General features: G+C 65.2%; 22 protein-coding genes and 1 rRNA gene. 8 read left to right on the forward strand and 15 right to left on the reverse strand.

Annotated elements, in window-relative coordinates:
- Positions 1 to 23: 23 nt before the first annotated feature.
- Complete coding sequence (ychF, locus tag ACT2FV_RS19265; RefSeq protein ID WP_444504612.1) at positions 24 to 1,118, reverse strand: redox-regulated ATPase YchF; 1,095 nt, start codon at positions 1,116 to 1,118, stop codon at positions 24 to 26.
- Between the two features lie 247 nt (positions 1,119 to 1,365).
- Between ychF and ACT2FV_RS19270 the strand changes: the two genes are divergently transcribed.
- The 4 genes from ACT2FV_RS19270 (at position 1,366) to ACT2FV_RS19285 (ending at position 6,023) form a co-directional block, all read left to right on the forward strand.
- On the forward strand, positions 1,366 to 2,544 hold the full coding sequence (locus tag ACT2FV_RS19270) for a UbiH/UbiF family hydroxylase (protein WP_059608049.1): 1,179 nt from the start codon (positions 1,366 to 1,368) through the stop codon (positions 2,542 to 2,544).
- 90 nt (positions 2,545 to 2,634) lie between these two features.
- Positions 2,635 to 3,363, forward strand: a complete 729-nt coding sequence (locus ACT2FV_RS19275; RefSeq protein ID WP_059608050.1) for a DsbC family protein — start codon at positions 2,635 to 2,637, stop codon at positions 3,361 to 3,363.
- Positions 3,364 to 3,479: 116 nt separating this feature from the next.
- On the forward strand, positions 3,480 to 5,279 hold the full coding sequence (locus ACT2FV_RS19280; RefSeq protein WP_444504613.1) for a M61 family metallopeptidase: 1,800 nt from the start codon (positions 3,480 to 3,482) through the stop codon (positions 5,277 to 5,279).
- Positions 5,280 to 5,426: 147 nt separating this feature from the next.
- The gene (locus ACT2FV_RS19285; protein ID WP_059608052.1) at positions 5,427 to 6,023 is read left to right on the forward strand and encodes an FMN-dependent NADH-azoreductase; all 597 of its coding nucleotides are present in this window, start codon (positions 5,427 to 5,429) and stop codon (positions 6,021 to 6,023) included.
- Between the two features lie 118 nt (positions 6,024 to 6,141).
- On the opposite strand, the gene ACT2FV_RS19290 is transcribed toward ACT2FV_RS19285, so the two are convergent.
- The 8 genes from ACT2FV_RS19290 to rpe all read right to left on the reverse strand — a co-directional run bounded on the left by ACT2FV_RS19290 (position 6,142) and on the right by rpe (position 13,461).
- A complete protein-coding gene (locus tag ACT2FV_RS19290) occupies positions 6,142 to 7,050 on the reverse strand; it encodes a uracil-DNA glycosylase (protein ID WP_174913543.1) in 909 nt (302 codons plus the stop codon).
- Between the two features lie 13 nt (positions 7,051 to 7,063).
- Positions 7,064 to 7,690 (reverse strand): CYTH domain-containing protein, encoded by a 627-nt coding sequence (locus ACT2FV_RS19295; RefSeq protein WP_444504614.1) that lies wholly within the window; start codon positions 7,688 to 7,690, stop codon positions 7,064 to 7,066.
- On the reverse strand, positions 7,690 to 8,475 hold the full coding sequence (gene trpC / locus ACT2FV_RS19300) for an indole-3-glycerol phosphate synthase TrpC (protein WP_444504615.1): 786 nt from the start codon (positions 8,473 to 8,475) through the stop codon (positions 7,690 to 7,692). The genes ACT2FV_RS19295 and trpC overlap by 1 nt, the downstream gene beginning before the upstream one ends.
- 29 nt (positions 8,476 to 8,504) lie before the next feature.
- Positions 8,505 to 9,536, reverse strand: a complete 1,032-nt coding sequence (gene trpD, locus ACT2FV_RS19305; protein ID WP_226118164.1) for an anthranilate phosphoribosyltransferase — start codon at positions 9,534 to 9,536, stop codon at positions 8,505 to 8,507.
- 13 nt (positions 9,537 to 9,549) lie between these two features.
- Positions 9,550 to 10,149, reverse strand: a complete 600-nt coding sequence (locus ACT2FV_RS19310) for an aminodeoxychorismate/anthranilate synthase component II (RefSeq protein ID WP_059608057.1) — start codon at positions 10,147 to 10,149, stop codon at positions 9,550 to 9,552.
- 13 nt (positions 10,150 to 10,162) lie between these two features.
- The gene (trpE, locus tag ACT2FV_RS19315) at positions 10,163 to 11,656 is read right to left on the reverse strand and encodes an anthranilate synthase component I (RefSeq protein ID WP_124629065.1); all 1,494 of its coding nucleotides are present in this window, start codon (positions 11,654 to 11,656) and stop codon (positions 10,163 to 10,165) included.
- Between the two features lie 358 nt (positions 11,657 to 12,014).
- Positions 12,015 to 12,770 (reverse strand): phosphoglycolate phosphatase, encoded by a 756-nt coding sequence (locus ACT2FV_RS19320; RefSeq protein ID WP_059608059.1) that lies wholly within the window; start codon positions 12,768 to 12,770, stop codon positions 12,015 to 12,017.
- 4 nt (positions 12,771 to 12,774) lie between these two features.
- Positions 12,775 to 13,461, reverse strand: coding sequence for a ribulose-phosphate 3-epimerase (rpe, locus tag ACT2FV_RS19325; RefSeq protein WP_006482066.1), 687 nt, complete (start codon positions 13,459 to 13,461; stop codon positions 12,775 to 12,777).
- 177 nt (positions 13,462 to 13,638) lie between these two features.
- Here rpe and apaG point away from each other — a divergent pair, with 177 nt between their 5' ends.
- A complete protein-coding gene (apaG, locus tag ACT2FV_RS19330) occupies positions 13,639 to 14,013 on the forward strand; it encodes a Co2+/Mg2+ efflux protein ApaG (RefSeq protein WP_057924835.1) in 375 nt (124 codons plus the stop codon).
- Between the two features lie 14 nt (positions 14,014 to 14,027).
- On the opposite strand, the gene ACT2FV_RS19335 is transcribed toward apaG, so the two are convergent.
- Complete coding sequence (locus ACT2FV_RS19335) at positions 14,028 to 14,171, reverse strand: hypothetical protein (protein WP_006758475.1); 144 nt, start codon at positions 14,169 to 14,171, stop codon at positions 14,028 to 14,030.
- Between the two features lie 28 nt (positions 14,172 to 14,199).
- Here ACT2FV_RS19335 and mltA point away from each other — a divergent pair, with 28 nt between their 5' ends.
- Entirely contained in the window at positions 14,200 to 15,324 is a 1,125-nt protein-coding gene (mltA, locus tag ACT2FV_RS19340; RefSeq protein ID WP_244111929.1) for a murein transglycosylase A, read from the forward strand.
- Between the two features lie 137 nt (positions 15,325 to 15,461).
- On the opposite strand, the gene paaK is transcribed toward mltA, so the two are convergent.
- The 5 genes from paaK to paaN all read right to left on the reverse strand — a co-directional run bounded on the left by paaK (position 15,462) and on the right by paaN (position 21,086).
- Positions 15,462 to 16,760, reverse strand: a complete 1,299-nt coding sequence (paaK, locus tag ACT2FV_RS19345; RefSeq protein WP_151052067.1) for a phenylacetate--CoA ligase PaaK — start codon at positions 16,758 to 16,760, stop codon at positions 15,462 to 15,464.
- Between the two features lie 38 nt (positions 16,761 to 16,798).
- On the reverse strand, positions 16,799 to 17,251 hold the full coding sequence (gene paaI / locus ACT2FV_RS19350) for a hydroxyphenylacetyl-CoA thioesterase PaaI (protein WP_059608061.1): 453 nt from the start codon (positions 17,249 to 17,251) through the stop codon (positions 16,799 to 16,801).
- Position 17,252: 1 nt separating this feature from the next.
- Positions 17,253 to 18,044, reverse strand: a complete 792-nt coding sequence (gene paaG, locus ACT2FV_RS19355) for a 2-(1,2-epoxy-1,2-dihydrophenyl)acetyl-CoA isomerase PaaG (RefSeq protein WP_444504616.1) — start codon at positions 18,042 to 18,044, stop codon at positions 17,253 to 17,255.
- A gap of 45 nt (positions 18,045 to 18,089) precedes the next feature.
- Positions 18,090 to 19,292 carry a 3-oxoadipyl-CoA thiolase gene (pcaF, locus tag ACT2FV_RS19360; RefSeq protein WP_444504617.1) on the reverse strand — a complete coding sequence of 401 codons (1,203 nt, stop codon included), beginning with the start codon at positions 19,290 to 19,292 and terminating at the stop codon, positions 18,090 to 18,092.
- 87 nt (positions 19,293 to 19,379) lie between these two features.
- Positions 19,380 to 21,086, reverse strand: a complete 1,707-nt coding sequence (gene paaN, locus ACT2FV_RS19365; protein ID WP_444504618.1) for a phenylacetic acid degradation protein PaaN — start codon at positions 21,084 to 21,086, stop codon at positions 19,380 to 19,382.
- Between the two features lie 129 nt (positions 21,087 to 21,215).
- On the opposite strand from paaN, the gene ACT2FV_RS19370 reads away from it, so the two are divergent.
- Positions 21,216 to 21,992, forward strand: coding sequence for an enoyl-CoA hydratase (locus ACT2FV_RS19370; protein WP_174913565.1), 777 nt, complete (start codon positions 21,216 to 21,218; stop codon positions 21,990 to 21,992).
- A 559-nt stretch (positions 21,993 to 22,551) separates the two neighbouring features.
- Positions 22,552 to 24,084 (forward strand): 16S ribosomal RNA (locus tag ACT2FV_RS19375).
- Positions 24,085 to 24,137: the final 53 nt, after the last annotated feature.

The raw sequence follows: 24,137 nt of genomic DNA on the forward strand, positions 1-24,137 counted from the left end.
GCGCGGCATCGGCATTGCGCGTATCAGACGTTGAACAGGAAGTTCATCACATCGCCGTCGTGCACGACGTATTCCTTCCCTTCCGCGCGCATCTTGCCGGCTTCCTTCGCACCCTGTTCGCCCTTGTACGCGACGAAATCGTCGAATGCGATCGTCTGCGCGCGAATGAAGCCGCGCTCGAAATCGGTGTGGATCACGCCGGCCGCTTGCGGTGCCGTGTCGCCAATATGGATCGTCCACGCGCGCACTTCCTTCACGCCCGCGGTGAAGTAGGTCTGCAGGCCGAGCAGCTTGAAGCCCGCGCGGATCACGCGGTCGAGGCCCGGCTCCTCCATGCCCATGTCGGCGAGGAACGCTTCCTTGTCTGCCTCGTCGAGATCGGCGATTTCCGCTTCGATCGCTGCGCACACCGCGACGACCGGCGAGTTCTCGCTTTCCGCGTACTTGCGCACTGCGTCGAGATGAGGGTTGTTCTCGAAGCCGTCGTCCTTCACGTTCGCGACGTACATCGCCGGCTTCGCCGTGATCAGGCAGAACGGCTTGAGCAGCGCCTGCTCGTCGTCCGACAGATCCAGGCCGCGCACGGCCTTGCCCTGGTCGAGATGCGCGCGAACCTTTTCGAGCACCGCAGCGAGCTTCACAGCTTCCTTGTCGTTGCCCGACTTCGCGGCCTTCGAGTAGCGGGTGAGCGCCTTCTCGACGGTGCCGAGGTCGGCGAGCGCGAGTTCGGTGTTGATCACTTCGATGTCGTCGATCGGGCTGACCTTGCCCGCGACGTGGATGACGTTGTCGTCCTCGAAGCAGCGCACGACGTGCGTGATCGCATCGGTTTCGCGGATGTTCGCGAGGAACTGGTTGCCGAGGCCTTCACCCTTGCTCGCGCCCGCGACGAGGCCTGCGATGTCGACGAATTCGACGACGGCCGGCACGATGCGCTCCGGGTTGATGATCTCGGCGAGCGCCTTCAGGCGCGCGTCCGGCACCTCGACGATGCCGACGTTCGGTTCGATCGTGCAGAACGGGTAGTTCTCGGCGGCGATGCCGGCCTTGGTCAGTGCATTGAACAGGGTGGACTTGCCGACGTTGGGCAAGCCGACGATGCCGCATTTGAGACTCATGGAATCCTTCGGACGGGTAAGGCGGCGCGGCCGGACAGGGCACGGCGGCGCGGGAAAATAGGGACGGCCGGCGCGTGGGGCGCGGCGGGCCGACGTTCAAAGGCGCTATTGTACCGTGCCGACGCCCCGGTTTCCGGCCTTCCCCCGAATGCCCGATGCGGCGGGCCGTCGCGCTGCCGGGCCGGCCCGCGATTATGCTGATTTCCCGCAAAGTCCGGCCGCGTAAGGGATTGGCCCCGCGGCTATAATGCCCGCCATGACTGCCCACCACACCTTCGACGTCGCCGTGGTCGGCGGCGGGCTCGTCGGCAAGACGGCCGCGCTCGCGCTGACCCAGTCCGGCTACAAGACCGCCTTGCTCGCCCAGCCGGCCACGCCGCGCCCGGCCGATCTCGCGTTCGACACGCGCATCTACGCGCTGTCGTCCAGCTCGCAGGCCTTGCTGGAGCGGCTGCGAGTCTGGCAGGCGCTCGATCATGGCCGGCTCGCGCCGGTCTACGACATGCGCGTGTACGGCGATGCGCACGCGGAACTGCATTTCTCCGCGTATCAGGCCTCCGTGCCGCAACTGGCATGGATCGCGGAATCGTCGCTGATCGAGACGTCGCTCGATGCCGCGCTGCGGTTCCAGCCGAACCTCACGTGGTTCGATGCGCGCGCGCAGGGCTTCGACGTGCACGACGACGCGGCCGTGCTCACGCTGTCGTCGGGGCAGGTGCTGGAAGCCGATCTCGTCGTCGGCGCCGACGGGGCGCATTCGTGGGTGCGCTCGCAAATGGGGGCCAAGGTCGAACGGCGCGACTACCGGCAAACCGGCGTCGTCGCGAACTTCAAGGCATCGCTGCCGCACCGCGAGACGGCCTGCCAGTGGTTTCACGAAGGCGAGATCATCGCGTTGCTGCCGCTGCCGGACGGTCACGTATCGCTCGTGTGGTCCGCGCACACCGCGCACGCGGACGAATTGCTCGCACTCGATCCGGCGCAGCTCGCTGCCGAAGTCGAGCGCGTGTCGCACGGTCAGGTCGGGGCACTCGAATGCGTGACGCCCGCGGCCGGCTTCCCGCTCGCGCTGCAGACCGTCGACAAGCTGATCGCCCCGCGTGTCGCGCTCGTCGGCGATGCCGCGCATCTGATCCACCCGCTCGCGGGGCAAGGGATGAACCTCGGGCTGCGCGACGTCGCCGCGCTCGCCGATGCGATCGCGAACAAGGAGAGCTTCCGCAACCTCGGCGATACGGTGCTGCTGCGCCGCTACGAGCGTTCGCGCCGCGAGGACATCCGGGCGCTGATGGTCGCGACCGACGGGTTGCAGCGGCTGTTCGCGGTGCCTGGCTCCTTTGCGAAGGCGGTGCGCAACGCGGGCATGGCGTTCGTCGGTGCGCAACCGCTCGTGAAGCGCTGGCTCGTGTCGGCCGCGCTCGGCTGATCGAACCTTCGCGCCTTCGGCCTGTCGGACAGGGTTCCGTTACGGCGTACACTGTGACGTGCACTCCGATTGAGCTGAAGGAACTACAGGATGAAAAAAACGATCCGCATCGCATCGCTGGCGCTGGCCGTCACGATGGCGACGCTCGGCTGCACCGCGCAGGCCGACCAGACCACCGACAAGCTGAAAGCCACGCTGCAAGCGCGTCTCGGCAACGACGCGCCGATCAAGAGCGTGTCGAAATCTCCGGTCGCGGGCCTGTACGAAGTGAACCTCGGTACGCAGATCATCTATAGCGATGCAGCCGGCGACTACGTGCTGCTCGGCGATCTCGTCGACACCAAGACGCACAAGAACCTGACCGACGCGCGCCTTTCCGACCTCAACAAGATCGATTTCGCGAGCCTGCCGCTCGCGAACGCGATCAAGGTCGTCAAGGGCAACGGCGCACGCAAGATCGCTGTGTTCTCCGATCCGAACTGCCCGTACTGCAAGCGCCTCGAGACGACGCTGCAGTCGATCGACAACGTGACCGTCTACACGTTCCTGTATCCGGTACTGTCGCCCGATTCGACCGCGAAGTCGAAGGCGATCTGGTGCGCGACCGACCGCGCGAAAACCTGGCAGAGCTGGATGCTCGACCATCGCGTGCCGACCGGCGCCGGCACCTGCGATACGACCGCGCTCGACAAGAACCTCGCGCTCGGCCGCGGGATGAACGTCACCGGCACGCCGACGATCTTCCTGCCCGACGGCCGCCGCCTGCCGGGCGCGGTGTCGGCCGACCAGCTGAACCAGGCGCTCGCGTCGAGCAAGTAAACTGACCGACACCCCGGGCTGCATGGCCCGGCCAGCGAGGGGCGCCCGCGATATCAGCCGGCGCCTCTCTTCGTTTCCGCTGCCGTATTCCGTCCGATTTTCGTCCGATTCCCACGATGACCCAGCCGATCCGTTATTCGATTGCCCCGAAAGATCTTGCCGCGCACCTGTTCGAAGTGTCGGTGACGGTCGCCGATCCCGATCCCGAAGGCCAGCGCTTTTCGCTGCCGGTGTGGATTCCCGGCAGCTACCTCGTGCGCGAGTTCGCGCGCAACATCGTGACGCTCGCCGCGTTCAACGACGCGGGCCGCAAGGTGCGGATCGCGAAAACCGACAAGAACACGTGGCAGGCCGCGCCGGTGAACGGCGCGCTGACGCTGCGCTACGACGTGTACGCGTGGGACCTGTCGGTCCGCTCCGCGTATCTCGACGAATCGGGCGGCTTCTTCAATGCCACGGCCGTGTTCCTGAGCGTCGCCGGCCACGAGGCTGCGCCGTGCGAGGTCGACATCGCGAAACCGGCGGGCCCGGCATTCCGCACGTGGCGCGTCGGTACGTCGCTGCCCGAGGCACGCGGCACCCGGCGCTATGGGTTCGGCGGGTACCGCGCATCGAACTACGACGAACTCACCGACCATCCGGTGACGATCGGCGAATTCGCGCTGGCGACGTTCGACGCGCACGGCGTGCCGCACGACATCGTGATCGCCGGGCGCGTGACGCAGCTCGACATGGAGCGGCTGCGCGCCGACCTGAAGCGCGTGTGCGAGGCGCAGATCGCGCTGTTCGAGCCGAAGTCGAAGAAGGCGCCGATGGACCGCTACGTGTTCATGACGCTCGCGGTCAGCGACGGCTACGGCGGCCTCGAGCACCGTGCGTCGACCGCGCTGATCTGCAACCGCACCGATCTGCCGGTGAAGGGCCGGCCCGACACGACGGAAGGCTATCGCACGTACCTCGGCCTGTGCAGCCACGAGTATTTCCATACGTGGAACGTGAAGCGCATCAAGCCCGCCGCGTTCGTGCCGTATGACCTCGCGCGCGAAAATTACACGTCGCTGTTGTGGCTGTTCGAGGGCTTCACCTCGTATTACGACGATCTGATGCTCGTGCGCAGCGGGCTGATGTCGCAGGACGAATATTTCGCGGCGCTCGGGCGTACCATCGGCGGCGTGCTGCGCGGCACGGGGCGGCTGAAGCAGAGCGTCGCGGAAAGCTCGTTCGACGCGTGGATCAAGTACTACCGCCAGGACGAGAACGCGACCAATGCGATCGTCAGCTACTACACGAAGGGTTCGCTCGTCGCGCTCGCGTTCGATCTCGCGATCCGCGCGCAGACGCGCAATCGCAAGTCGCTCGACGACGTGATGCGCTTGCTGTGGCAACGCTACGGACGCGAGTTCTATCGCGGCAAGCAGGCGGGCGTCGAGGAAAACGAGGTCGAGACGCTGATCGAGGAAGCGACGGGCGTCGCGCTCGGCAGGCTGTTCTCCGACGCCGTGCACGGCACGCGCGATCTGCCGCTCGCCGAATTGCTCGCGCCGTTCGGCGTGATGCTCGCGCCCGAAGTCGCGCCTGGCGCGGCCGCGAAGCCGACGATCGGCGCGCGCCTGCGCGGCGGCGCGGACTGCACGCTGGCGGCGGTATACGAAGGCGGCGGCGCGCATCGCGCGGGGCTGTCGGCCGGCGACACGCTGATCGCGCTCGACGGGCTGCGCGTCACCGGCACGAACCTCGACACGCTGCTCGCGCGCTACCGCCCGGGCGACAAGGTCGAGGTGCACGCATTCCGCCGTGACGAGCTGCGGACCGCGAAACTGAAGCTCGACGGGCCGGAAGTCGCGCGCTACCGGCTCACGGCCGCCGCAAAGCCGGCTGCCGCGCACAAGGCCCGGGAAGCCTGGCTGAAGGGCTGAGCATGCACGAGCGGGTTTCGGGGCGCGATCAACGATTGTTCTGCTGTTGCAACAATCCGTCGCCTTGAACCCGCTTTTTCGCGACCATGCGGCCACGCACAATGGCGTCACTCGCGCTACCGAAGCGCAACCAAACCGGAGCCTGACATGACGACCATTCTGCAAATCAATTCCGCGGCGCGCTCGCAAGGTGCGCAATCCACGCTGCTGGCCAACGAACTGACGGCAAAGCTGCAACAATCGAACCCCGGCGCGAAGGTCGTGGTTCGCGACCTGCTGGCCGACGCGCTGCCGCACCTCGATGAATCGGTGCTCGGCGCATTCTTCACGCCGGCCGACCAGCGCAACGCGGAACAGAATGCGATCGTCGCGAAGAGCGATGCACTGATCGCTGAACTGCAGGCCGCCGACATCATCGTGATCGGGGCACCGATGTACAACTTCGGTGTCTCGTCGCAACTGAAGACGTATTTCGACTGGATCGCCCGTGCAGGCGTCACGTTCCGCTACACCGAGAACGGTCCGGAAGGCCTGATCAAGGGCAAGAAGGTTCACGTGGTGACGGCGCGCGGCGGCAAGTACCTCGGCACGCCGAACGACAGCCAGACGCCGTTCCTGCGCACGTTCCTCGGCTTCATCGGCTTGACCGACGTGAGCTTCATCCACGCGGAAGGCCTGAACCTCGGGCCGGATGCACAGAGCGCCGCGCTCGCCGGCGCCCGCGAAGCGATCGCTGCCGCGTAAGGCCGATGCGGGTGCGTTGCACCCGCTGCGTCGCCAGATGAAAAAAACGCCGCGTCCCGAAAGGGGCGCGGCGTTTTCACGTGATGCAGACGAAAGCGGGAAGTTGAACGCGGAACGGTTACGCGAGCGTTTCGGCCACCTCCGGCAGGCGCCAGTCGATCGGCTCGCGACCCGCTTCGACCAGATAGTCGTTCGCGAGCGCGAAGTGGCGGCAACCGAGGAAGCCGCGGTGTGCGGACAGCGGCGACGGATGCGGCGCCTCGAGCACGCAGTGCGCGCTCGCATCGAATAGCGCGCGCTTCGCCTGCGCATGCGCGCCCCACAGCATGAACACGAGGCCGCGATGGCGGCTGGCGAGTTCGCGGATCAGCGTGTCCGTGCATTGTTCCCAGCCGCGCCTCGCGTGGCTCGCGGCCGCGCCGCGCTCGACCGTCAGCACGGTGTTGAGCAGCAGCACGCCCTGGCGCGCCCAGGTATCGAGGCAGCCGTGACGCGGCGTGTCGTGGCCGAAATTCGCGGCGATTTCCTTGAAGATGTTGCGCAGCGACGGCGGCGTGCGCACGGCCGGCGGCACCGAGAACGCCAGGCCATGCGCCTGCGGCGTACCGCGGTCGTCGCCGTGGTACGGGTCCTGGCCGAGGATCACGATCTTCACGTCGTCCGGGCTCGTCAGGCGCAACGCCCGAAACACGTCGGTCGGGTAGACCGTCTTGCCGGCCGCGCGTTCGTCGTCGACGAAGCGGCACAGTGGTGCATACGCATCGCTGTCGATGAAGGGTTTCAGCACGTCGCGCCAGACGGCCGGCAGCGCGTCGAACTGCGCGGCGAGGTGTGGGACGTGCGCGGCGGCAGCGGGCTGCGGCGCGGCGGAGGCCGGGGCGGCTGCTGCGGCCTTCTTTGCGGGCCTGCGCCCAGCCGCGGCCGGTGCGGGCGCCGAGGCGGAAACATCGTCCTGCGCCGTTTCCGGCACGGGATCGTCGAACAGCGACGCCTGTTGCGGCGTGCGGAGAGTCTTGCGGGTTGCCATGCGTGATGCGGGTTTATTGCGCGCGCAGCCGGTAGCCGCGCTGCGCCTTGCTGATGTTTTCGGGGGCGAGGCCCGGCAGCGCTTGCTGCAGTTCGGCGGCGAGTGTCGCGAGCGCAGCTTCCGGGCCGTCGATCAGTTCGAGTTCGATTTCGCTGATCGGTTCGCGGCGCGTATCGTTTTCCGCCTGGACGACGATCTCGCCGATGTCCACTGCGGCCTCGACGGTTGCGCCGCCGATTGCGATGCGCCACAGCGTACGCGAAAAATCCGTCCGGAACAGCGCGTGCAGCGCCGGCGCCGCGTCGCGCAGCGCGGTGGCCGCGTTCGGCACGTCGCACGCGGAGACGAGCGCATCGATTTCGAGCGCATCGCCGGCGACGGGCAATTCCCATTCATGGCGGCGATGCAGGCCGGCTTCCGCGCTGCCGACCGTCTTGAACGTCTGCAGCCAGCCGTGCGGCGTGCGGCGCACGCGCACCGCGCTCTTCGAACGGGCCAGCGCGAGATCGGGCGTGTCGTAGTAGACGTTCGCGAGCGCGATGGCATCGCCGGCTTCGCCGGTCAGCGTCTCGAAAAAGCGCCGCGCGGTATCGGCCTGGCCGGCCGGCAGCGCGAGCTTGATTTCCTTTTCGATCGCCATCAGAAGAACATCCGCGCGAGTTCCTCGCCCGGCTGCTCGGCGCGCATGAACGCCTCGCCGACGAGGAACGCGTTCACGTTCGCCGCGCGCATCGTGTCGACGTCGGTGCGCGACAGGATGCCCGACTCGGTCACGACCATGCGGTCCTGCGGAATCATGTCGAGCATGTCGAGCGTGGTCTGGATCGACGTCTCGAACGTGCGCAGGTTGCGGTTGTTGATGCCGAGCAGCGGTGTCTTCAGCGTCAGCGCCTGTTCCATCTCGTCGCGGTCGTGAACTTCGACCAGCACCGCAAGGCCAAGCGAGTGCGCATACGCCTCGAGGTCCTGCATCAGCGGCGTGTCGAGCGCGGCCGCGATCAGCAGGATCGCGTCGGCGCCCATCGCGCGCGCTTCGAGAATCTGGTACGCATCAACGATGAAGTCCTTGCGCAGCACCGGCAGCGTGCAGGCCGCGCGCGCTTCCTCGAGATAGCGGACACTGCCCTGGAAGAATTGCTCGTCGGTCAGCACCGACAGGCACGCGGCGCCGTGCTCCGCATACGAGCGTGCGATGTCGGCCGGCACGAAATGCTCGCGCAGCACGCCCTTCGACGGGCTCGCCTTCTTGATTTCGGCGATCACCGCCGCGTTGCCGGCCGCCTGCTTCGCACGCAGCGCGCCGACGAAGTCGCGCAGGTCGCGCGCGGATGCGTCCAGCTTCAGTGCCTCGAGCGGCGTGCTGCGCATGGCCGCCGCGACTTCGTCGCGCTTGACGGCGATGATTCGGTCGAGAATGTCGCTCATGTGGGTTCCTGCTTGATTCGTAAAGGGAGTCAGCGCTTGAACTGCTGCGTGAAACGCACGAGTTCGTCGACCTTCGCGCGCGCCTTGCCGCTCGCGACCGCTTCGCGGGCGAGCTGGATGCCGTCCGCGATCGATTCGGCGATGTTCGCCGCATAGAGCGCGGTGCCCGCGTTCAGCGTGACGATCTCGCGTGCGACGCCCGGCTTGTTGTCCAGCGCGCCGAGCAGCATCGTGCGCGATTCTTCGGCATTTTCCACCTTCAGCGTGCGGTTCGACACCATCTGCAGGCCGAAGTCCTCCGGATGGATCTCGTATTCGTGCACCTCGCCGTCGCGCAATTCGCCGACGAGCGTCGCGGCGCCGAGCGACACTTCGTCCATCCCGTCCTTGCCGTATACGACGAGCACGTGCTGCGCGCCGAGGCGCTGCATCACGCGCACCTGGATGCCGACGAGGTCGGGATGGAACACGCCCATCAGCTGGTTCGGCGCGCCGGCCGGATTGGTCAGCGGGCCGAGGATGTTGAAGATCGTCCGCACGCCGAGCTCGCGGCGCACGGCCGCGATGTTCTTCATCGCCGGATGATGGTTCGGCGCGAACATGAAGCCCATGCCGGTTTCGGCGATCGACGCGGCAACCTGGTCGGGCTGCAGATCGATGTTCACGCCGAGCGCCTCGAGCACGTCGGCGCTGCCGGACTTGCTCGACACGCCGCGGTTGCCGTGCTTCGCGACCTTCGCGCCGGCCGCGGCCGTGATGAACATCGACGCGGTCGAGATGTTGAACGTGTGCGAGCCGTCGCCGCCCGTGCCGACGATGTCGACGAAGTTCGAGTTGTCCTGCACCTCGACGTGGTTCGCAAATTCGCGCATCACGGTCGCGGCGGCGGTGATCTCGCCGATCGTCTCCTTCTTCACGCGCAGCCCGGTGATGATCGCGGCCGCCATCACGGGAGACATGTCGCCGCGCATGATGAGCCGCATCAGGTGCAGCATCTCGTCGTGGAAGATCTCGCGGTGTTCGATCGTGCGTTGCAGCGCTTCCTGCGGGGTAATCGTCATCGTGCGTCTCCCGTCAGGCCGCCGGCGCGGCCGCCCGGGCCGTCGCGCGATTCTGCTTCAGGAAATTCTCGAGCAGCGCGTGGCCGTGCTCGGAGAGGATCGATTCCGGGTGGAACTGCACGCCTTCGATCGGCAGCGTCTTGTGACGCACGCCCATGATCTCGCCGTCGTCGGTCCACGCGGACACCTCGAGGCAGTCGGGCAGCGATTCGCGTTCGATCGCGAGCGAATGGTAGCGGGTGACGTCGAAATGCTTCGGCAGGTCGGCGAACACGCCGCGGCAGTCGGTTTCGATCCGGCTCACCTTGCCGTGCATGATGGTCTTCGCGCGCACGACGCGGCCGCCGAATGCTTCGCCGATCGCCTGATGCCCGAGGCAGACGCCGAGGATCGGTTTCTTGCCCGCGAATTCGCGCAGCACGTCCAGCGTAATGCCCGCGTGCTGCGGGTTGCTCGGGCCGGGCGACAGGCAGATGGCGTCGGGGTTCAGGCGCGCGATCTCGTCGAGCGTGATTTCGTCGTTGCGGTACGTGCGTACGTCCTCGCCCAGTTCGCCGAAGTACTGGACCAGGTTGTAGGTGAACGAGTCGTAGTTGTCGATCATGAGCAGCATGGTCAGTCTCCGGTCAGAAGTCGCTATCGAGGCCGTCCTGGACCTGTTCGGCCGCACGCAGCACCGCGCGCGCCTTGTTCTCGGTCTCTTGCCATTCGGATTCGGGCACCGAGTCCGCGACGACGCCGGCCGCCGCTTGCACGTACAGGTTGCCGTTGTGGATCAGGCCCGTGCGGATCGCGATCGCGAGATCCATCTCGCCCGAGAACGACAGGTAGCCGACGGCGCCGCCGTACAACCCGCGCTTGATCGGCTCGAGCTCGTCGATCAGTTCCATCGCGCGCACCTTCGGCGCGCCGGACAGCGTGCCGGCCGGGAACGTCGCGCGCAGCACGTCGTAGTTCGTCATGCCGGGCTTCAGCTTGCCTTCGACCGAGCTGACGATGTGCTGCACGTGCGAGTACTTCTCGATCACCATCTTGTCGGTCACCTGCACCGAGCCGATCTCCGCGATGCGGCCGACGTCGTTGCGCGCGAGGTCGATCAGCATCACGTGCTCGGCGATTTCCTTCGGATCGTTCAGCAGTTCGGTCGCGAGTTCCGCGTCGCGCTCGGGCGTGTTGCCGCGCGGACGCGTGCCGGCCAGCGGACGGATCGTGACGATCTGGTCATCGCCGCGCTTTTCCTGGCGCACGAGGATTTCCGGCGATGCGCCGACCACGTGGAAATCACCGAAGTTGTAGTAATACATGTACGGCGACGGATTCAGCGAACGCAGCGCGCGATACAGCGACAGCGGATTGTCGCGGTACGGCTTCGTCAGCCGCTGGCCGACCTGGATCTGCATCAGTTCGCCGGCCGCGATGTATTCCTTCGCCTGGCGCACGGCGGCCAGATAGTCTTCCTTCTTGAACTCGCGGAACGTCTCGGTGCGCACGCTCGCCGACGTCACGGGCGGCTGCACGGTCGTGCGCAGGCGCTGCTTCAGTTCGCGCAGGCGTTGCTTTGCCTTCGTATAGGCCTCTGGCTGGGCCGGGTCCGCATAGATGATCAGGTAGAGCTTGCCGGCGAGATTGTCGATCACCGCGACTTCCTCGGTGAGCAGCAGCTGGATGTCGGGCAGGCCGAGATCGTCGCGCGGCGCGGTGTTCGCGAGCTTCTTCTCGATGTAGCGCACCGCGTCGTAGCCGAAATAACCGGCGAGGCCGCCGCAGAAGCGCGGCAGGCCCGGGCGCTGCGCGACCTTGAAGCGCGCCTGGAACGACTCGATGAATTCGAACGGGTCACCGTTGTGCGTCTCGACGACCTGGCCGTCGCGCACCACTTCGGACACGCCGTTGCGGGTGCGCACCAGCGTGCGTGCGGGCAGGCCGATGAACGAATAGCGGCCGAAGCGTTCGCCGCCGACCACCGACTCGAGCAGGAAGGAGTTGGCGCCCGCGCGTTCAGGCTGGGCCAGCTTCAGGTAGAGGGACAGCGGCGTTTCGAGGTCGGCGAGCGCTTCCGCGATCAGCGGGATGCGGTTGTAGCCTTCGTTCGCCAGCGATTGGAATTCGAGTTCGGTCATGTTCCGGTCCTGTTCGGGACGAGCGGCGGAGTGCGCCAGGGATCACTTGACGCTGCGCGGGCTGCCGTCGGCGAAAGGGCGGTCGATCGAGAAGTGCCTGTTGCCGGCCGGCACTCCGGGCGTGAACGTCGCGAGCCTGCGGCCGCTCCTGAACGCAAGCGTTCGGACACGGTAGAACTCGAGGTGGTGCGACGATCGGCGCGCGGATGCGCAGCGAGATAAAAAACGGCGCTGAAGACGTGCCTCAGCGTACCTCATCGAAGAGGTTAGCGCGACCAGCGACGCCAGGGCCAGGCTCCCCGGTCGATGCTGCTCAGACTCCGTTTTTTATTCAGAAACATGCGGATGGAAGAAATAATCAGATGGTTGGCCGGCCGGCGTTGTGCGCGGTAATCGCGCGGGCCGCGACCAGCAACGAATCGACTATACCATCCGAATTTATCGTTTGTATAGCTTTGCCGTGGTTGTAGCCGTACGGCACCGTGAGCGTCGCCATCCCCGCCGCGCGGCCCGCCAGCGCGTCGTTTTCCGAGTCGCCGATCGCGACCGCCGCGTCCGGCGCGACGCCGAGCGCGTCGCAGGCCGTCAGCATCGGCAGCGGATCGGGCTTCTTGCGCGCGACGCTGTCGCCGCCGAGGACGATGCCGAAGCGATCGATCAGCCCGTATTGCTCGAGCAGCTCGACGGCGAAGCGGTGCGGCTTGTTCGTCACGCACGCGAGCCGGATGCCGGCCGCGCGCAGCGCGTCGAGGCCGGTTGCGACGTCCGGATAGAGGCGCGTGTGGCGGCCGTTGATCTTCGCGTATTCGGTCTGGTAGATCGCGAGCGCGTCGTCGAAGCGCGCGTGCGCCTCGTCGGGCGCGAAGCGCGGCTTCAGCACGCTGTGGATCAGGTGCTCGGAGCCCTTGCCGACGTAGCCGATCACCTCGTCGCGCGACGTGGCCGGCGCGCCGAGCTGCGCGAGCATCCCGTTCAGCCCGGCCGTGAAATCGTCGGCCGTGTCGACCATCGTGCCGTCGAGGTCGATCAGCGCCGCGTCGATGCGCGGCGTCGCGAAACGGATCGTGCCGTCGGCTGCGGCCGGTGCCTGACGGGTCTGCGAGGAATCGGCCACGACGTCAGCTCCGCTCGACGGTGGCGAGCGCGGCGCGCATCTCGTCGATCACCTTGCGGTAGTCGGGCTTGCCGAAGATCGCCGAACCCGCGACGAAGGTATCCGCGCCGGCTGCCGCGATTTCCGCGATGTTGTCGGCCTTCACGCCGCCGTCCACCTCGAGCAGGATCTCGCGGCCGGTGCGCTCGGTGTATGCGTCGATGCGCGCGCGTGCTTCGCGCAGCTTGTTCAGCGTTTCCGGAATGAACGACTGGCCGCCGAAACCCGGGTTCACCGACATCAGCAGCACGAAGTCGAGGCGGTCCATCACGTGGTCGAGATAGTTCAGCGGCGTCGCCGGGTTGAACACGAGGCCGGCCTTGCAGCCGTGATCGCGGATCAGCGACAGCGTACGGTCGATGTGGTCCGAACCTTCCGGGTGGAAGCTGATCAGGTTCGCGCCGGCTTTCGCGAAATCGGGCACGATCCGGTCGACCGGGCGCACCATCAGATGCACGTCGATCGGCACCTGCACGTGCGGGCGGATCGCCTCGCAGACGAGCGGGCCGATAGTGAGGTTCGGCACATAATGGTTGTCCATCACGTCGAAGTGAATCCAGTCGGCGCCGGCGGCGACCACGTTGCGGACTTCTTCGCCGAGCCGTGCGAAGTCGGCCGACAGGATGCTGGGAGCGATGCGGAATTGAGTCATGACAGGGGAGCGGGGACGCTGCGGCGCAAAACCGCCATTCTACCGTCCGGCGACCCGGTGCGCGGCGACGGGCCGTGCGGTTGCGGCCCGATTCCGAATAGAATGCCGAACCAGTGCGGCGCGCCCGCGGCCTTGCCGCTCGAGTTGGCGCGGGCGGTTACCTACAGCGGAAACACCATGAGTCAGTATCAGTTCACCGTTTCGGTGAAAACCAGCTACTTGCCGGAACAATCCGACCCCGATCGACGTCAATACGCATTCGCGTACACGCTGACCATCCGCAATACCGGGCAGGTCGCGGCGCAGCTGATCGCGCGTCACTGGATCATCACGGACAGCGAAAACCACGTGCAGGAAGTGAAGGGGCTCGGCGTCGTCGGGCACCAGCCGCTGCTGCAGCCGGGCGAACAGTTCGAATACACGAGCTGGGCCGTGATCGCGACGCCGGTCGGCACGATGCGCGGTGCGTACTTCTGCGTGGCGGAGGACGGCGAGCGGTTCGACGCGCCGGTCGACGAGTTCGCGCTGCACATGCCGCGCACGCTGCATTGAGCGTGCGGGGCCGGTCAGCGCGGCTGGCGGTCGTTGCCGCGGGCGTGCTTCTTCCTGCCCGACGACGTCCACACGACGATGAAGATCAGCAGGGCAAGCGCTACGAAAGCCTCGAGCGCGAAGATGAGCATCGGATATTGGTCGAGAAAATCTGACATGGCGGTTTCCATCAAGAACGAACATTGTATGTGGTTTGGGCCCCGGGCGGCCGGCTGGGTTGCGGCGGCCGCGACGGCAGCGCTGCTTGCCGCATGCGGCGGCGCGCCGACGCGCACGTCGGCGCTCAAGCCGCCGACCGGCGCGGCGATCGTGCCAGGGCAGGTTGCCGCGAAGCGGCTCACGCCGGTCGCGTGGCAGCAGGTGCCGGGGTGGCAGGACGATTCGCTGATCGGCGCGACGGCCGCGCTGCGGCAGAACTGCGTGCGGCTCGCGCGCCAGCCCGCATGGCAGCGCGCCTGCGCGGCCGCCGACCGCCTCGACGAGCTCGACGTCGGCAGCGCACGTGCATTCTTCGAAACGTATTTCACGCCGTTTCAGCTGGCGAATACCGACGGCACGCTCGACGGGCTCGTGACCGGCTATTACGAGCCGCTGCTGCACGGCTCCCGCGTGCGTCGCGGCCCTTACCAGTACGCGCTGTACCGCTGGCCGGCTGGCTATCGCGCCGGTGCCGCGCTGCCCGCTCGCGCGCAGCTCGAGCGGGCCGGCATCCTCAACGGCAACGAACTCGTGTGGGTCGATGATCCGATCGAGGCGTTCTTCCTGCAGGTGCAGGGTTCGGGGCGCGTGCTGCTCGACGACGGCTCGGTGATGCGGGTCGGCTTCGGCGGCACCAATAACCAGCCGTATCGCTCGATCGGCAAGTGGCTGCTCGATCGCGGCGAGCTGACGCCCGCACAGGCGACGATGCAGGGCATCAAGGCTTGGGCGAAGGCAAACCCGACTCGCGTGGATGCGTTGCTCGATACGAATCCGCGATTCGTGTTCTTCCGCGACATGCCGACGAAGGAAGATGCGCCGCACGGCGGCGCGGACGGCCCGATCGGCGCACTCGGCGTGCCGCTCACGGCGGAGCGTTCGATCGCGGTCGATCCGTCGTCGATCCCGCTCGGCACGCCGGTGTTCCTGCAGACCACGCGTCCGCTGACGAATACGCCGATGAACCGGCTCGTGTTCGCGCAGGACACGGGTTCCGCGATCAAGGGCGGCGTGCGGGCGGACTATTTCTGGGGGCTGGGCGACGACGCCGGCGACCAGGCCGGGCGGATGAAGCAGATCGGCCGGATGTGGCTGCTGTTCCCGAATTCGTGATGCGCGGTGGTGCCGGCGTATACGTGTAGCCCGACATCAAAGCGAAACAGCCCGATCGGTGTTGGCCGGTCGGGCTGTTTTTTTTGCCTCGCGATTGCTGTTGCGCGCGGCGGTCGGGTAGCGGGGGTCTGGGGGTATCAGCCCTTGCGCTTGTCGATCACGCGGCGTGCCTTGCCGACCGAACGCTCGATCCCGTTCACGGGCAGCACATTGATCACGGCCGTCACGCCGATCAGCGACTTGATGTCGTGCGCGAGCGCTTGTCTCGCCGCATGGATTGCCGCCGTGTCGGGGGCAGTTTCGGGGCACGGCTCGACATTGAGCGTCAGCACGTCGAGCGGACCTTCCTTCGTCAGCACGATCTGATAGTGCGGTGCAAGCGCACGCTGTTTCAGCAGCTGCTCCTCGATCTGCGTCGGGAAGACGTTGACGCCCCGCACGATCATCATGTCGTCCGAGCGCCCGGTGATCTTTTCCATCCGGCGCATCGTGCGGGCGGTGCCGGGCAGCAGACGCGTGAGGTCGCGCGTCCGGTAGCGGATGATCGGCAGCGCTTCCTTCGTCAGCGACGTGAAGACCAGTTCGCCAAGTTCGCCGTCCGGCAATACCTCGCCGGTGTCGGGGTCGATAATTTCCGGATAGAAGTGATCTTCCCAGATGGTCGGGCCGTCCTTGGTCTCGACGCATTCCGATGCGACGCCGGGACCCATCACTTCGGACAGCCCATAGATGTCGACCGCGTCGATGCCCATCCGATGCTCGATGGCCACGCGCATGTCGTTGGTCCAGGGCTCCGCGCCGAAGATGCCGATGCGCAGCGAGCTTTGTGCGGGGTCGAGGCCCTGGCGCTCGATCTCGTCGGCGATCGACAGCATATAGCTCGGCGTCACCATGATGATGTCGGGCCGGAAATCCTGGATCAACTGCACCTGCTTTTCGGTCTGGCCACCGCCGAACGGAATCACGGTCAGTCCCGCGCGTTCGGCGCCGTAGTGTGCGCCGAGCCCGCCGGTGAACAGCCCGTATCCATAACTGACATGAACCTTGTCGCCACGCCGCGCACCGGCCGCGCGGATCGAGCGCGCGACGAGATTGGCCCAAGTGTCGATGTCGCGCGCCGTATAGCCGACGACGGTCGGCTTGCCGGTCGTGCCCGACGACGCGTGAATGCGCGAGATCTGGTCCTGCGGCACCGCGAACATCCCGAACGGGTAGCTGTCGCGCAGGTCGCTCTTGGTCGTGAACGGGAAGCGCGACAGATCCGTGAGCGTCTTCAGGTCGTCGGGATGCACGCCCGCTTCGTCGAATTTGCGGCGATAGACGGGAGAGTGGTCATACGCATGCCGGAGCGACCACTTCAGGCGTTCAAGCTGCAGTGCGGTAAGCTCGTCGCGCGAGGCGGTCTCGATCGGCTCGAGCGGTAGCGGGGTAGTCATGCCTGTCTCCAGTGATTGTTATGAGCGAGCGGTGGACGTCAACGTTCTTCCGGCAGCACCGTGCCCTTGATCTGGGCCGATTTGCCCCGAAACATCGCTACCGTTTCGCCTGTCTGGTTCGTGACGCGGATGTCATAGATGCCGTGCCGGCCGCTGCGCGTCTGCTCGATCGCTTCGGCCGTCAGCAGGTCGTTACCGTATACGGGACGCAGGTATTCGATCGAGCAGCCGGCCGCAACGGTATTCAGGTTGTACGAGTTGCATGCGAACGCGAACGTCGAATCGGCGAGCGTGAAGATGATGCCGCCGTGACAGGTCTGATGTCCGTTCAGGAATTCCGGCCGTACGCGCATCTGCAGGCGTGCGTAGCCGGCCCGTACTTCGGCGATTTCCATGCCGAACGCGCGGCTGCAGGCGTCTGCGTCGTACATGGCCCGTGCCGTCGCACGGGCGAGCGCATCGGGGGTGAGCGTGTCGTTGGAGGTGGTCATGTCAACGCCCCTCGAAGCGCGGCGCACGCTTCTCGATGAACGCCTTTACGCCTTCCGCGTAGTCGTATGACTGGCCGAGCTTACGCTGCAGGTCGCGTTCGAGGTCGAGCTGCTGATCGAGCGTATTCGTGACGCTGTCGCGCATCGACTGCTTGATCGACGCGATTGCGAGCGTCGGTTGCTGCGCGAGCTGATTGGCGAGCTGACGCGCCAGCGCGGCGAGCGCATCGTCATCGACCACGCGCCAGATCAAGCCCCATTGTTCGGCCTGTTCGGCGCCGAGCTTGTCGCCGGTCAGGGCCAGCCCCAGCGCGCGTGCCATGCCGACGCGTTGCGGCAGGAACCACGTACCGCCCGAATCGGGCACGAGCCCGATCTTGACGAAGGCCTGGATAAAGCTGCTCGAGCGTGCCGCGAACACGATGTCGCAGGCGAGTGCGAGATTCGCGCCGGCGCCCGCCGCCGTCCCGTTGACGGCGGCGATCACCGGAATCGGCATGCGTTGCAGGCGGCGGATCAGCGGATTGAAATGCTCGTCGATCAGCGTGCCGAGGTCGGTGGACGCGCCCGGCGTGAAGTCGAGATCGGCCAGGTCCTGGCCTGCGCAAAAGCCGCGCCCCGCACCCGTCAGGATCAGCGCACGTGCGCCGGCCGTCTCGACTTCATCGAGCGCAGACTGCAGTTCGCGGTGCATCGCCCGCGTGAAGCTGTTCAGCTTGTCCGGGCGGTTGAGGGTGATCGTGGCCACGCGGGCAGTCTGATCGATATCCAGCTGGATCGCCTGATATGACATGCAGTGTCTCCTTCATGACTTCGTTATAGGCGCGCGGCGCGTCGGTTACATGCGCTCGATGGCGATCGCGATGCCCTGGCCGACGCCGATGCACATCGTACAGAGTGCAAAGCGGCCGCCCGTACGCTCGAGTTGGTGAAGCGCCGTGGTCACGAGCCGAGCGCCCGATGCGCCGAGCGGGTGACCGAGCGCGATCGCACCGCCGTTCGGGTTCACGCGCGGATCGTCGTCGGCGACACCGAGCATGCGCAACACCGCGAGACCTTGCGAGGCGAACGCTTCGTTCAGCTCGATCACGTCGAACTGGTCGATCGTCATCCCGAGCTGGCGCAACAGTTTCTGCGTGGCCGGTGCCGGGCCGATCCCCATCACGCGCGGTTCGACGCCGGCGGTCGCCATACCGACGACGCGTGCGCGGCGGCGCAGCCCATACTGATCGGCGGCTTCCGCGTTGGCGAGCAGCAGTGCGCATGCGCCGTCGTTGACGCCCGACGCGTTGCCGGCCGTCACCGAGCCGTCCGGGCGCACGACGCCCTTCAGCTTCGCGAGCGCTTCGAGCGACGTTTCTCGCGGATGCTCGTCACGCGATACGACGAGCGGGTCGCCTTTCTTCTGCGGAATCGTCACCGGGACGATTTCCTCGGCGAGCGTGCCGTCCTGCTGCGCGCGCGCGGCCTTCTGCTGGCTGCGCAGCGCGAACAGGTCCTGATCGGCACGGCTGATGCCGTAGTCGACCGCGACGTTCTCGGCCGTCTCCGGCATCGAATCGACGCCGTATTGCTGTTTCATCAGCGGATTGATGAAGCGCCAGCCGATCGTCGTGTCGAAAATGGCGGTCTGGCGTGCGAATGCGCTGGTGGCCTTGCCCATCACGAACGGCGCGCGCGTCATGCTTTCGACGCCGCCCGCGATCATCAAGCGTGCCTCGCCCGCCTTGATCGCGCGCGCGGCGGTGCCGACGGCGTCCATGCCCGAACCGCAGAGCCGATTCAGCGTCGTACCCGGCACGGCGGTCGGCAGGCCCGCGAGCAGCGCGGACATGCGCGCGACGTTGCGGTTGTCTTCGCCGGCCTGGTTTGCGCAGCCGTAGATCACGTCGTCGATGGCCGACCAGTCGACATTGCGGTTGCGTTCGATCAGCGCCGTGAGCGGCACCGCACCGAGATCGTCGGCACGAACGTCTTTCAGGGAGCCGCCGTAGCGGCCGATGGGGGTGCGAATCGCGTCGCAGATGTAGGCGTCGGTCATGGGGGTGTCGATGTGCAACGAACCTGCCGGTCGGCAGATTCGTTCATGGTAGAGAACGTGACGGCGTTTGCACGTCGGCCATTCGGGTTATGCCGTTTGGCCGGCTTCCGCAGGTTCAGCCTTCGGCGCAACATGGACGCGGCTTTGCACCACGCGGAACCGGTTGGCGACGAACGCCGGATCGGCGAGCGCCGCGTTGGCGGCCGGGTTCGCGCCGGTGCCGTGGAAGTCGGAGAATGCAGCCGACTGGTTGACGAATACGCCGCCCGTCAGGTTGATCGACAGCGCGACGCCGCCACGCACCGCTGCATCGTGCGCAGCGTCGAGGACCTTGTCGTCGGTGCTGTAGACGGAGAGCGTCAGCGCACCATGTTCCGCGGCGATTTTGCCGGCGAGATCGAGCGATTGCGCGGTCGAGTCGGTCGCGATCACGAACGAGATCGGGCCGAACCACTCCTGCGTGAATTTCGCTTGGTCGGCCACGTCGAGTTGCAGCACGAGCGGCGTGCGCACGCGAGCGTCGGCGAATGTCGGATGCTGGAGCGTCTGGCTGTCAGCGAGCACACGACCGAGCTTGCGGGCGTCGTCGATACGCGCGACCACGCCGTCGTTCTGGATCGCGCCGATCAGTTCGACCGAGCGAGCCGGGTCGCCGGTCAGTTTCTGCACGGAGACGGCGATCGCCTGGGCGACTTCGTCGAAGCTTGCATGGCCGTCTGCCGTCCGGATGCCGTCGCGCGGCACGTAAATGTTCTGCGGTGCCGTGCACATCTGGCCGGAGTACAGCGCTAACGAGAACGCGATGTTCTTGGCCGCGGCCTTCAGGTCGTCGGTCGAGTCGATCACGATCTGGTTGACACCGGCCTTCTCGGTATACACCTGTGCTTGATGGGCATGGTGTTCGAGCCACGTGCCGTTTTGCGTGCTGCCCGTGAAGTCGATCAGCTTGATTTCAGGACGCAGCGCGAGGTCCTGCACGAGGGCGCCGTCGTTCGGCTCGGTCGCGAGGAGCGTGACGACGTTCGGATCGAAGCCGGCTTCGCGCAGCACGTCGCGGGCGATGCGGACCGTGATCGCGAGCGGCAGGATCGCGCCCGGATGAGGTTTGACGATCACCGTGTTGCCGGTCGCCAGGTCGGCGAACAGGCCGGGGTAGCCGTTCCAGGTCGGGAACGTGCAGCAGCCGAGCACGAGGCCGGTGCCGCGCGGGACGATCGTATAGCGCTTGTGCATCGCGAGCGGCGGGTTCTTGCCTTGCGGCTTCTCCCAGTGTGCATCGGCCGGGATGCGGCGCAACTCGTCCCAGGCGTAGGCGACCGCTTCGAGCGCACGATCCTGCGCGTGCGGGCCCCCGGCCTGGAATGCCATCATGAACGCCTGGCCCGTCGTGTGCATCACGCTGTAGGCAATTTCGAAGCTCGCGCGATTCAGACGTGCGAGGATTTCGAGACTGACACCGGTCCAGGCGCTCGGGCCGGCTTCGCGCCATGCGCGCTGGGCCGCGGTGGCCGCGGCAATCAGTTCGTCGGGTGTCGATTTCGGATAGCGGATGCCCAGCGCGATCCCGTACGGCGACTGCTCCGCGCCGACGGTTCCGCCGGACGCGGGCTGGTCGAGCGCGAACGTGTTGCCGAGGTGTGCCTTGAACGCCGCTTCGCCGTCGGCGTTGGCGCTTTCCCCGTACACTTTGGGACTCGGCATTTCCGCGAACGGGCTCCAGTACCCGCGGCTCTCGATGGCGGCGAGGGCGTGTTTCAGCGTGTCTTCGTGCTTCGTGAACAGTGCATGGGTCATGGCGGCAGCCTGATGGACATAGGGAAGGGTTGGATCGATTAATTAACCGACCGGTTGGTCGGAGAATGGTAGCATCAAACTATTCGCATGTGCGAGGCGTTTCTCATTTCATTGATCGAGGAGAAATAGATGTCTTACGAGAACATCCTGGTGGAGACCCGGGGGCGAGTCGGGCTGATCACACTGAACCGTCCGAAGGCGCTGAATGCGCTGAACGATGCGCTGATGGATGAGTTGGGCGCTGCGCTGAAAGCGTTCGACGCTGACGAAGCGATTGGCGCGATCGTCGTGACGGGGAGCGAGAAGGCGTTCGCGGCCGGGGCCGACATCGGCATGATGGCGACCTATTCCTATATGGATGTTTATCGCGGCGACTACATCACCCGTAACTGGGAGACCGTCCGCGAGATCCGCAAGCCGATCATTGCTGCCGTGGCGGGCTTTGCGCTTGGCGGTGGTTGCGAGCTCGCGATGATGTGCGACATCATCTTCGCAGCGGATACGGCCAAGTTCGGCCAGCCCGAAATCAAGCTGGGCGTGATGCCGGGCGCAGGCGGCACGCAGCGTCTGCCGCGCGCGGTGTCCAAGGCGAAGGCAATGGACATGTGCCTGACGGCGCGCTTCATGGACGCGGCCGAGGCGGAACGGGCGGGGCTCGTGTCGCGCGTGCTGCCGGCCGACAAACTGATCGACGAGGCGATTGCCGCTGCGACGACGATTGCCGAGTTTTCACTGCCGGCGGTCATGATGGTCAAGGAGTCGGTGAATCGCGCGTACGAGACGACACTGGCCGAGGGTGTCCATTTCGAGCGTCGACTGTTCCATTCGCTGTTCGCGACCGAAGATCAGAAGGAAGGGATGGCGGCATTCGTCGAGAAGCGGAAGCCGGTATTCAAGAACCGCTGATTTGGCGGTGGCTGGGCGGCGCCTGGCGAGCGGCGGGTGTCGGTAAGATCGCCCGGGGCAGTGAGCCCAAAGCCCCCGTGCGCGTTAGCGCACGGGGGCTTTTTCAAAATATTTTCACAAAGGGGTTGCGCAGACCGAGGCGGGTGCATAGAATCACGCCTCTTTCGCGCTAACTGAAACGCAGCGCGGAGGAAGAAGGGAAGCGGTGCGATGGAGGGTCGGTTGTAGAGCCCCGGCGCACATGAAGTTGAACCCAGTCGTCGCAACGAAGCAGTTCAAAAAGTTGTTGACTGACTGAAAAAGACGGTTCATAATCTCGCTTCTCTGCTGCTGAAAACGCAGCGCTGCTGAGAAACTTCAGGTTTCTCGCAGAAATGCTCTTTAAAAATTAACAGCCGATAAGTGTGGGCGCTTGATGGAAGCGAGCTGATCTTCGGATCAGATAGCGAAAGTATCAAGAGTCTCACACTAAAGTAAGTCAGGTTTATGAAGTGATTCATATTCCTGTCAGCTTTGAGTGAGCGACCGGTTCGAAAGAACCGAAAACAGTAACAGGTTTAAACTGAAGAGTTTGATCCTGGCTCAGATTGAACGCTGGCGGCATGCCTTACACATGCAAGTCGAACGGCAGCACGGGTGCTTGCACCTGGTGGCGAGTGGCGAACGGGTGAGTAATACATCGGAACATGTCCTGTAGTGGGGGATAGCCCGGCGAAAGCCGGATTAATACCGCATACGATCTACGGATGAAAGCGGGGGACCTTCGGGCCTCGCGCTATAGGGTTGGCCGATGGCTGATTAGCTAGTTGGTGGGGTAAAGGCCTACCAAGGCGACGATCAGTAGCTGGTCTGAGAGGACGACCAGCCACACTGGGACTGAGACACGGCCCAGACTCCTACGGGAGGCAGCAGTGGGGAATTTTGGACAATGGGCGAAAGCCTGATCCAGCAATGCCGCGTGTGTGAAGAAGGCCTTCGGGTTGTAAAGCACTTTTGTCCGGAAAGAAATCCTTGGTTCTAATATAGCCGGGGGATGACGGTACCGGAAGAATAAGCACCGGCTAACTACGTGCCAGCAGCCGCGGTAATACGTAGGGTGCAAGCGTTAATCGGAATTACTGGGCGTAAAGCGTGCGCAGGCGGTTTGTTAAGACCGATGTGAAATCCCCGGGCTCAACCTGGGAACTGCATTGGTGACTGGCAAGCTAGAGTATGGCAGAGGGGGGTAGAATTCCACGTGTAGCAGTGAAATGCGTAGAGATGTGGAGGAATACCGATGGCGAAGGCAGCCCCCTGGGCCAATACTGACGCTCATGCACGAAAGCGTGGGGAGCAAACAGGATTAGATACCCTGGTAGTCCACGCCCTAAACGATGTCAACTAGTTGTTGGGGATTCATTTCCTTAGTAACGTAGCTAACGCGTGAAGTTGACCGCCTGGGGAGTACGGTCGCAAGATTAAAACTCAAAGGAATTGACGGGGACCCGCACAAGCGGTGGATGATGTGGATTAATTCGATGCAACGCGAAAAACCTTACCTACCCTTGACATGGTCGGAATCCTGCTGAGAGGTGGGAGTGCTCGAAAGAGAACCGGCGCACAGGTGCTGCATGGCTGTCGTCAGCTCGTGTCGTGAGATGTTGGGTTAAGTCCCGCAACGAGCGCAACCCTTGTCCTTAGTTGCTACGCAAGAGCACTCTAAGGAGACTGCCGGTGACAAACCGGAGGAAGGTGGGGATGACGTCAAGTCCTCATGGCCCTTATGGGTAGGGCTTCACACGTCATACAATGGTCGGAACAGAGGGTTGCCAACCCGCGAGGGGGAGCTAATCCCAGAAAACCGATCGTAGTCCGGATTGCACTCTGCAACTCGAGTGCATGAAGCTGGAATCGCTAGTAATCGCGGATCAGCATGCCGCGGTGAATACGTTCCCGGGTCTTGTACACACCGCCCGTCACACCATGGGAGTGGGTTTTACCAGAAGTGGCTAGTCTAACCGCAAGGAGGACGGTCACCACGGTAGGATTCATGACTGGGGTGAAGTCGTAACAAGGTAGCCGTATCGGAAGGTGCGGCTGGATCACCTCCTTTCCAGAGCTTCTCGCAAAATTGAGCGCTCACGCTTATCGGCTGTAAATTTAAAG

The sequence above is a fragment of the Burkholderia sp. PR2 genome, assembly GCF_052372875.1.
GTDB lineage: Bacteria > Pseudomonadota > Gammaproteobacteria > Burkholderiales > Burkholderiaceae > Burkholderia > Burkholderia diffusa.

Excerpts from the sequence above, each read along its gene's own strand:
- ychF (WP_444504612.1), bottom strand. The coding sequence starts at position 1,118 with ATGAGTCTCAAATGCGGCATCGTCGGCTTGCCCAACGTCGGCAAGTCC.
- ACT2FV_RS19270 (WP_059608049.1), top strand. The coding sequence starts at position 1,366 with ATGCCCGCCATGACTGCCCACCACACCTTCGACGTCGCCGTGGTCGGC.
- ACT2FV_RS19275 (WP_059608050.1), top strand. The coding sequence starts at position 2,635 with ATGAAAAAAACGATCCGCATCGCATCGCTGGCGCTGGCCGTCACGATG.
- ACT2FV_RS19280 (WP_444504613.1), top strand. The coding sequence starts at position 3,480 with ATGACCCAGCCGATCCGTTATTCGATTGCCCCGAAAGATCTTGCCGCG.
- ACT2FV_RS19285 (WP_059608052.1), top strand. The coding sequence starts at position 5,427 with ATGACGACCATTCTGCAAATCAATTCCGCGGCGCGCTCGCAAGGTGCG.
- ACT2FV_RS19290 (WP_174913543.1), bottom strand. The coding sequence starts at position 7,050 with ATGGCAACCCGCAAGACTCTCCGCACGCCGCAACAGGCGTCGCTGTTC.
- ACT2FV_RS19295 (WP_444504614.1), bottom strand. The coding sequence starts at position 7,690 with ATGGCGATCGAAAAGGAAATCAAGCTCGCGCTGCCGGCCGGCCAGGCC.
- trpC (WP_444504615.1), bottom strand. The coding sequence starts at position 8,475 with ATGAGCGACATTCTCGACCGAATCATCGCCGTCAAGCGCGACGAAGTC.
- trpD (WP_226118164.1), bottom strand. The coding sequence starts at position 9,536 with ATGACGATTACCCCGCAGGAAGCGCTGCAACGCACGATCGAACACCGC.
- ACT2FV_RS19310 (WP_059608057.1), bottom strand. The coding sequence starts at position 10,149 with ATGCTGCTCATGATCGACAACTACGACTCGTTCACCTACAACCTGGTC.
- trpE (WP_124629065.1), bottom strand. The coding sequence starts at position 11,656 with ATGACCGAACTCGAATTCCAATCGCTGGCGAACGAAGGCTACAACCGC.
- rpe (WP_006482066.1), bottom strand. The coding sequence starts at position 13,461 with ATGACTCAATTCCGCATCGCTCCCAGCATCCTGTCGGCCGACTTCGCA.
- apaG (WP_057924835.1), top strand. The coding sequence starts at position 13,639 with ATGAGTCAGTATCAGTTCACCGTTTCGGTGAAAACCAGCTACTTGCCG.
- ACT2FV_RS19335 (WP_006758475.1), bottom strand. The coding sequence starts at position 14,171 with ATGTCAGATTTTCTCGACCAATATCCGATGCTCATCTTCGCGCTCGAG.
- mltA (WP_244111929.1), top strand. The coding sequence starts at position 14,200 with ATGTGGTTTGGGCCCCGGGCGGCCGGCTGGGTTGCGGCGGCCGCGACG.
- paaK (WP_151052067.1), bottom strand. The coding sequence starts at position 16,760 with ATGACTACCCCGCTACCGCTCGAGCCGATCGAGACCGCCTCGCGCGAC.
- paaI (WP_059608061.1), bottom strand. The coding sequence starts at position 17,251 with ATGACCACCTCCAACGACACGCTCACCCCCGATGCGCTCGCCCGTGCG.
- paaG (WP_444504616.1), bottom strand. The coding sequence starts at position 18,044 with ATGTCATATCAGGCGATCCAGCTGGATATCGATCAGACTGCCCGCGTG.
- pcaF (WP_444504617.1), bottom strand. The coding sequence starts at position 19,292 with ATGACCGACGCCTACATCTGCGACGCGATTCGCACCCCCATCGGCCGC.
- paaN (WP_444504618.1), bottom strand. The coding sequence starts at position 21,086 with ATGACCCATGCACTGTTCACGAAGCACGAAGACACGCTGAAACACGCC.
- ACT2FV_RS19370 (WP_174913565.1), top strand. The coding sequence starts at position 21,216 with ATGTCTTACGAGAACATCCTGGTGGAGACCCGGGGGCGAGTCGGGCTG.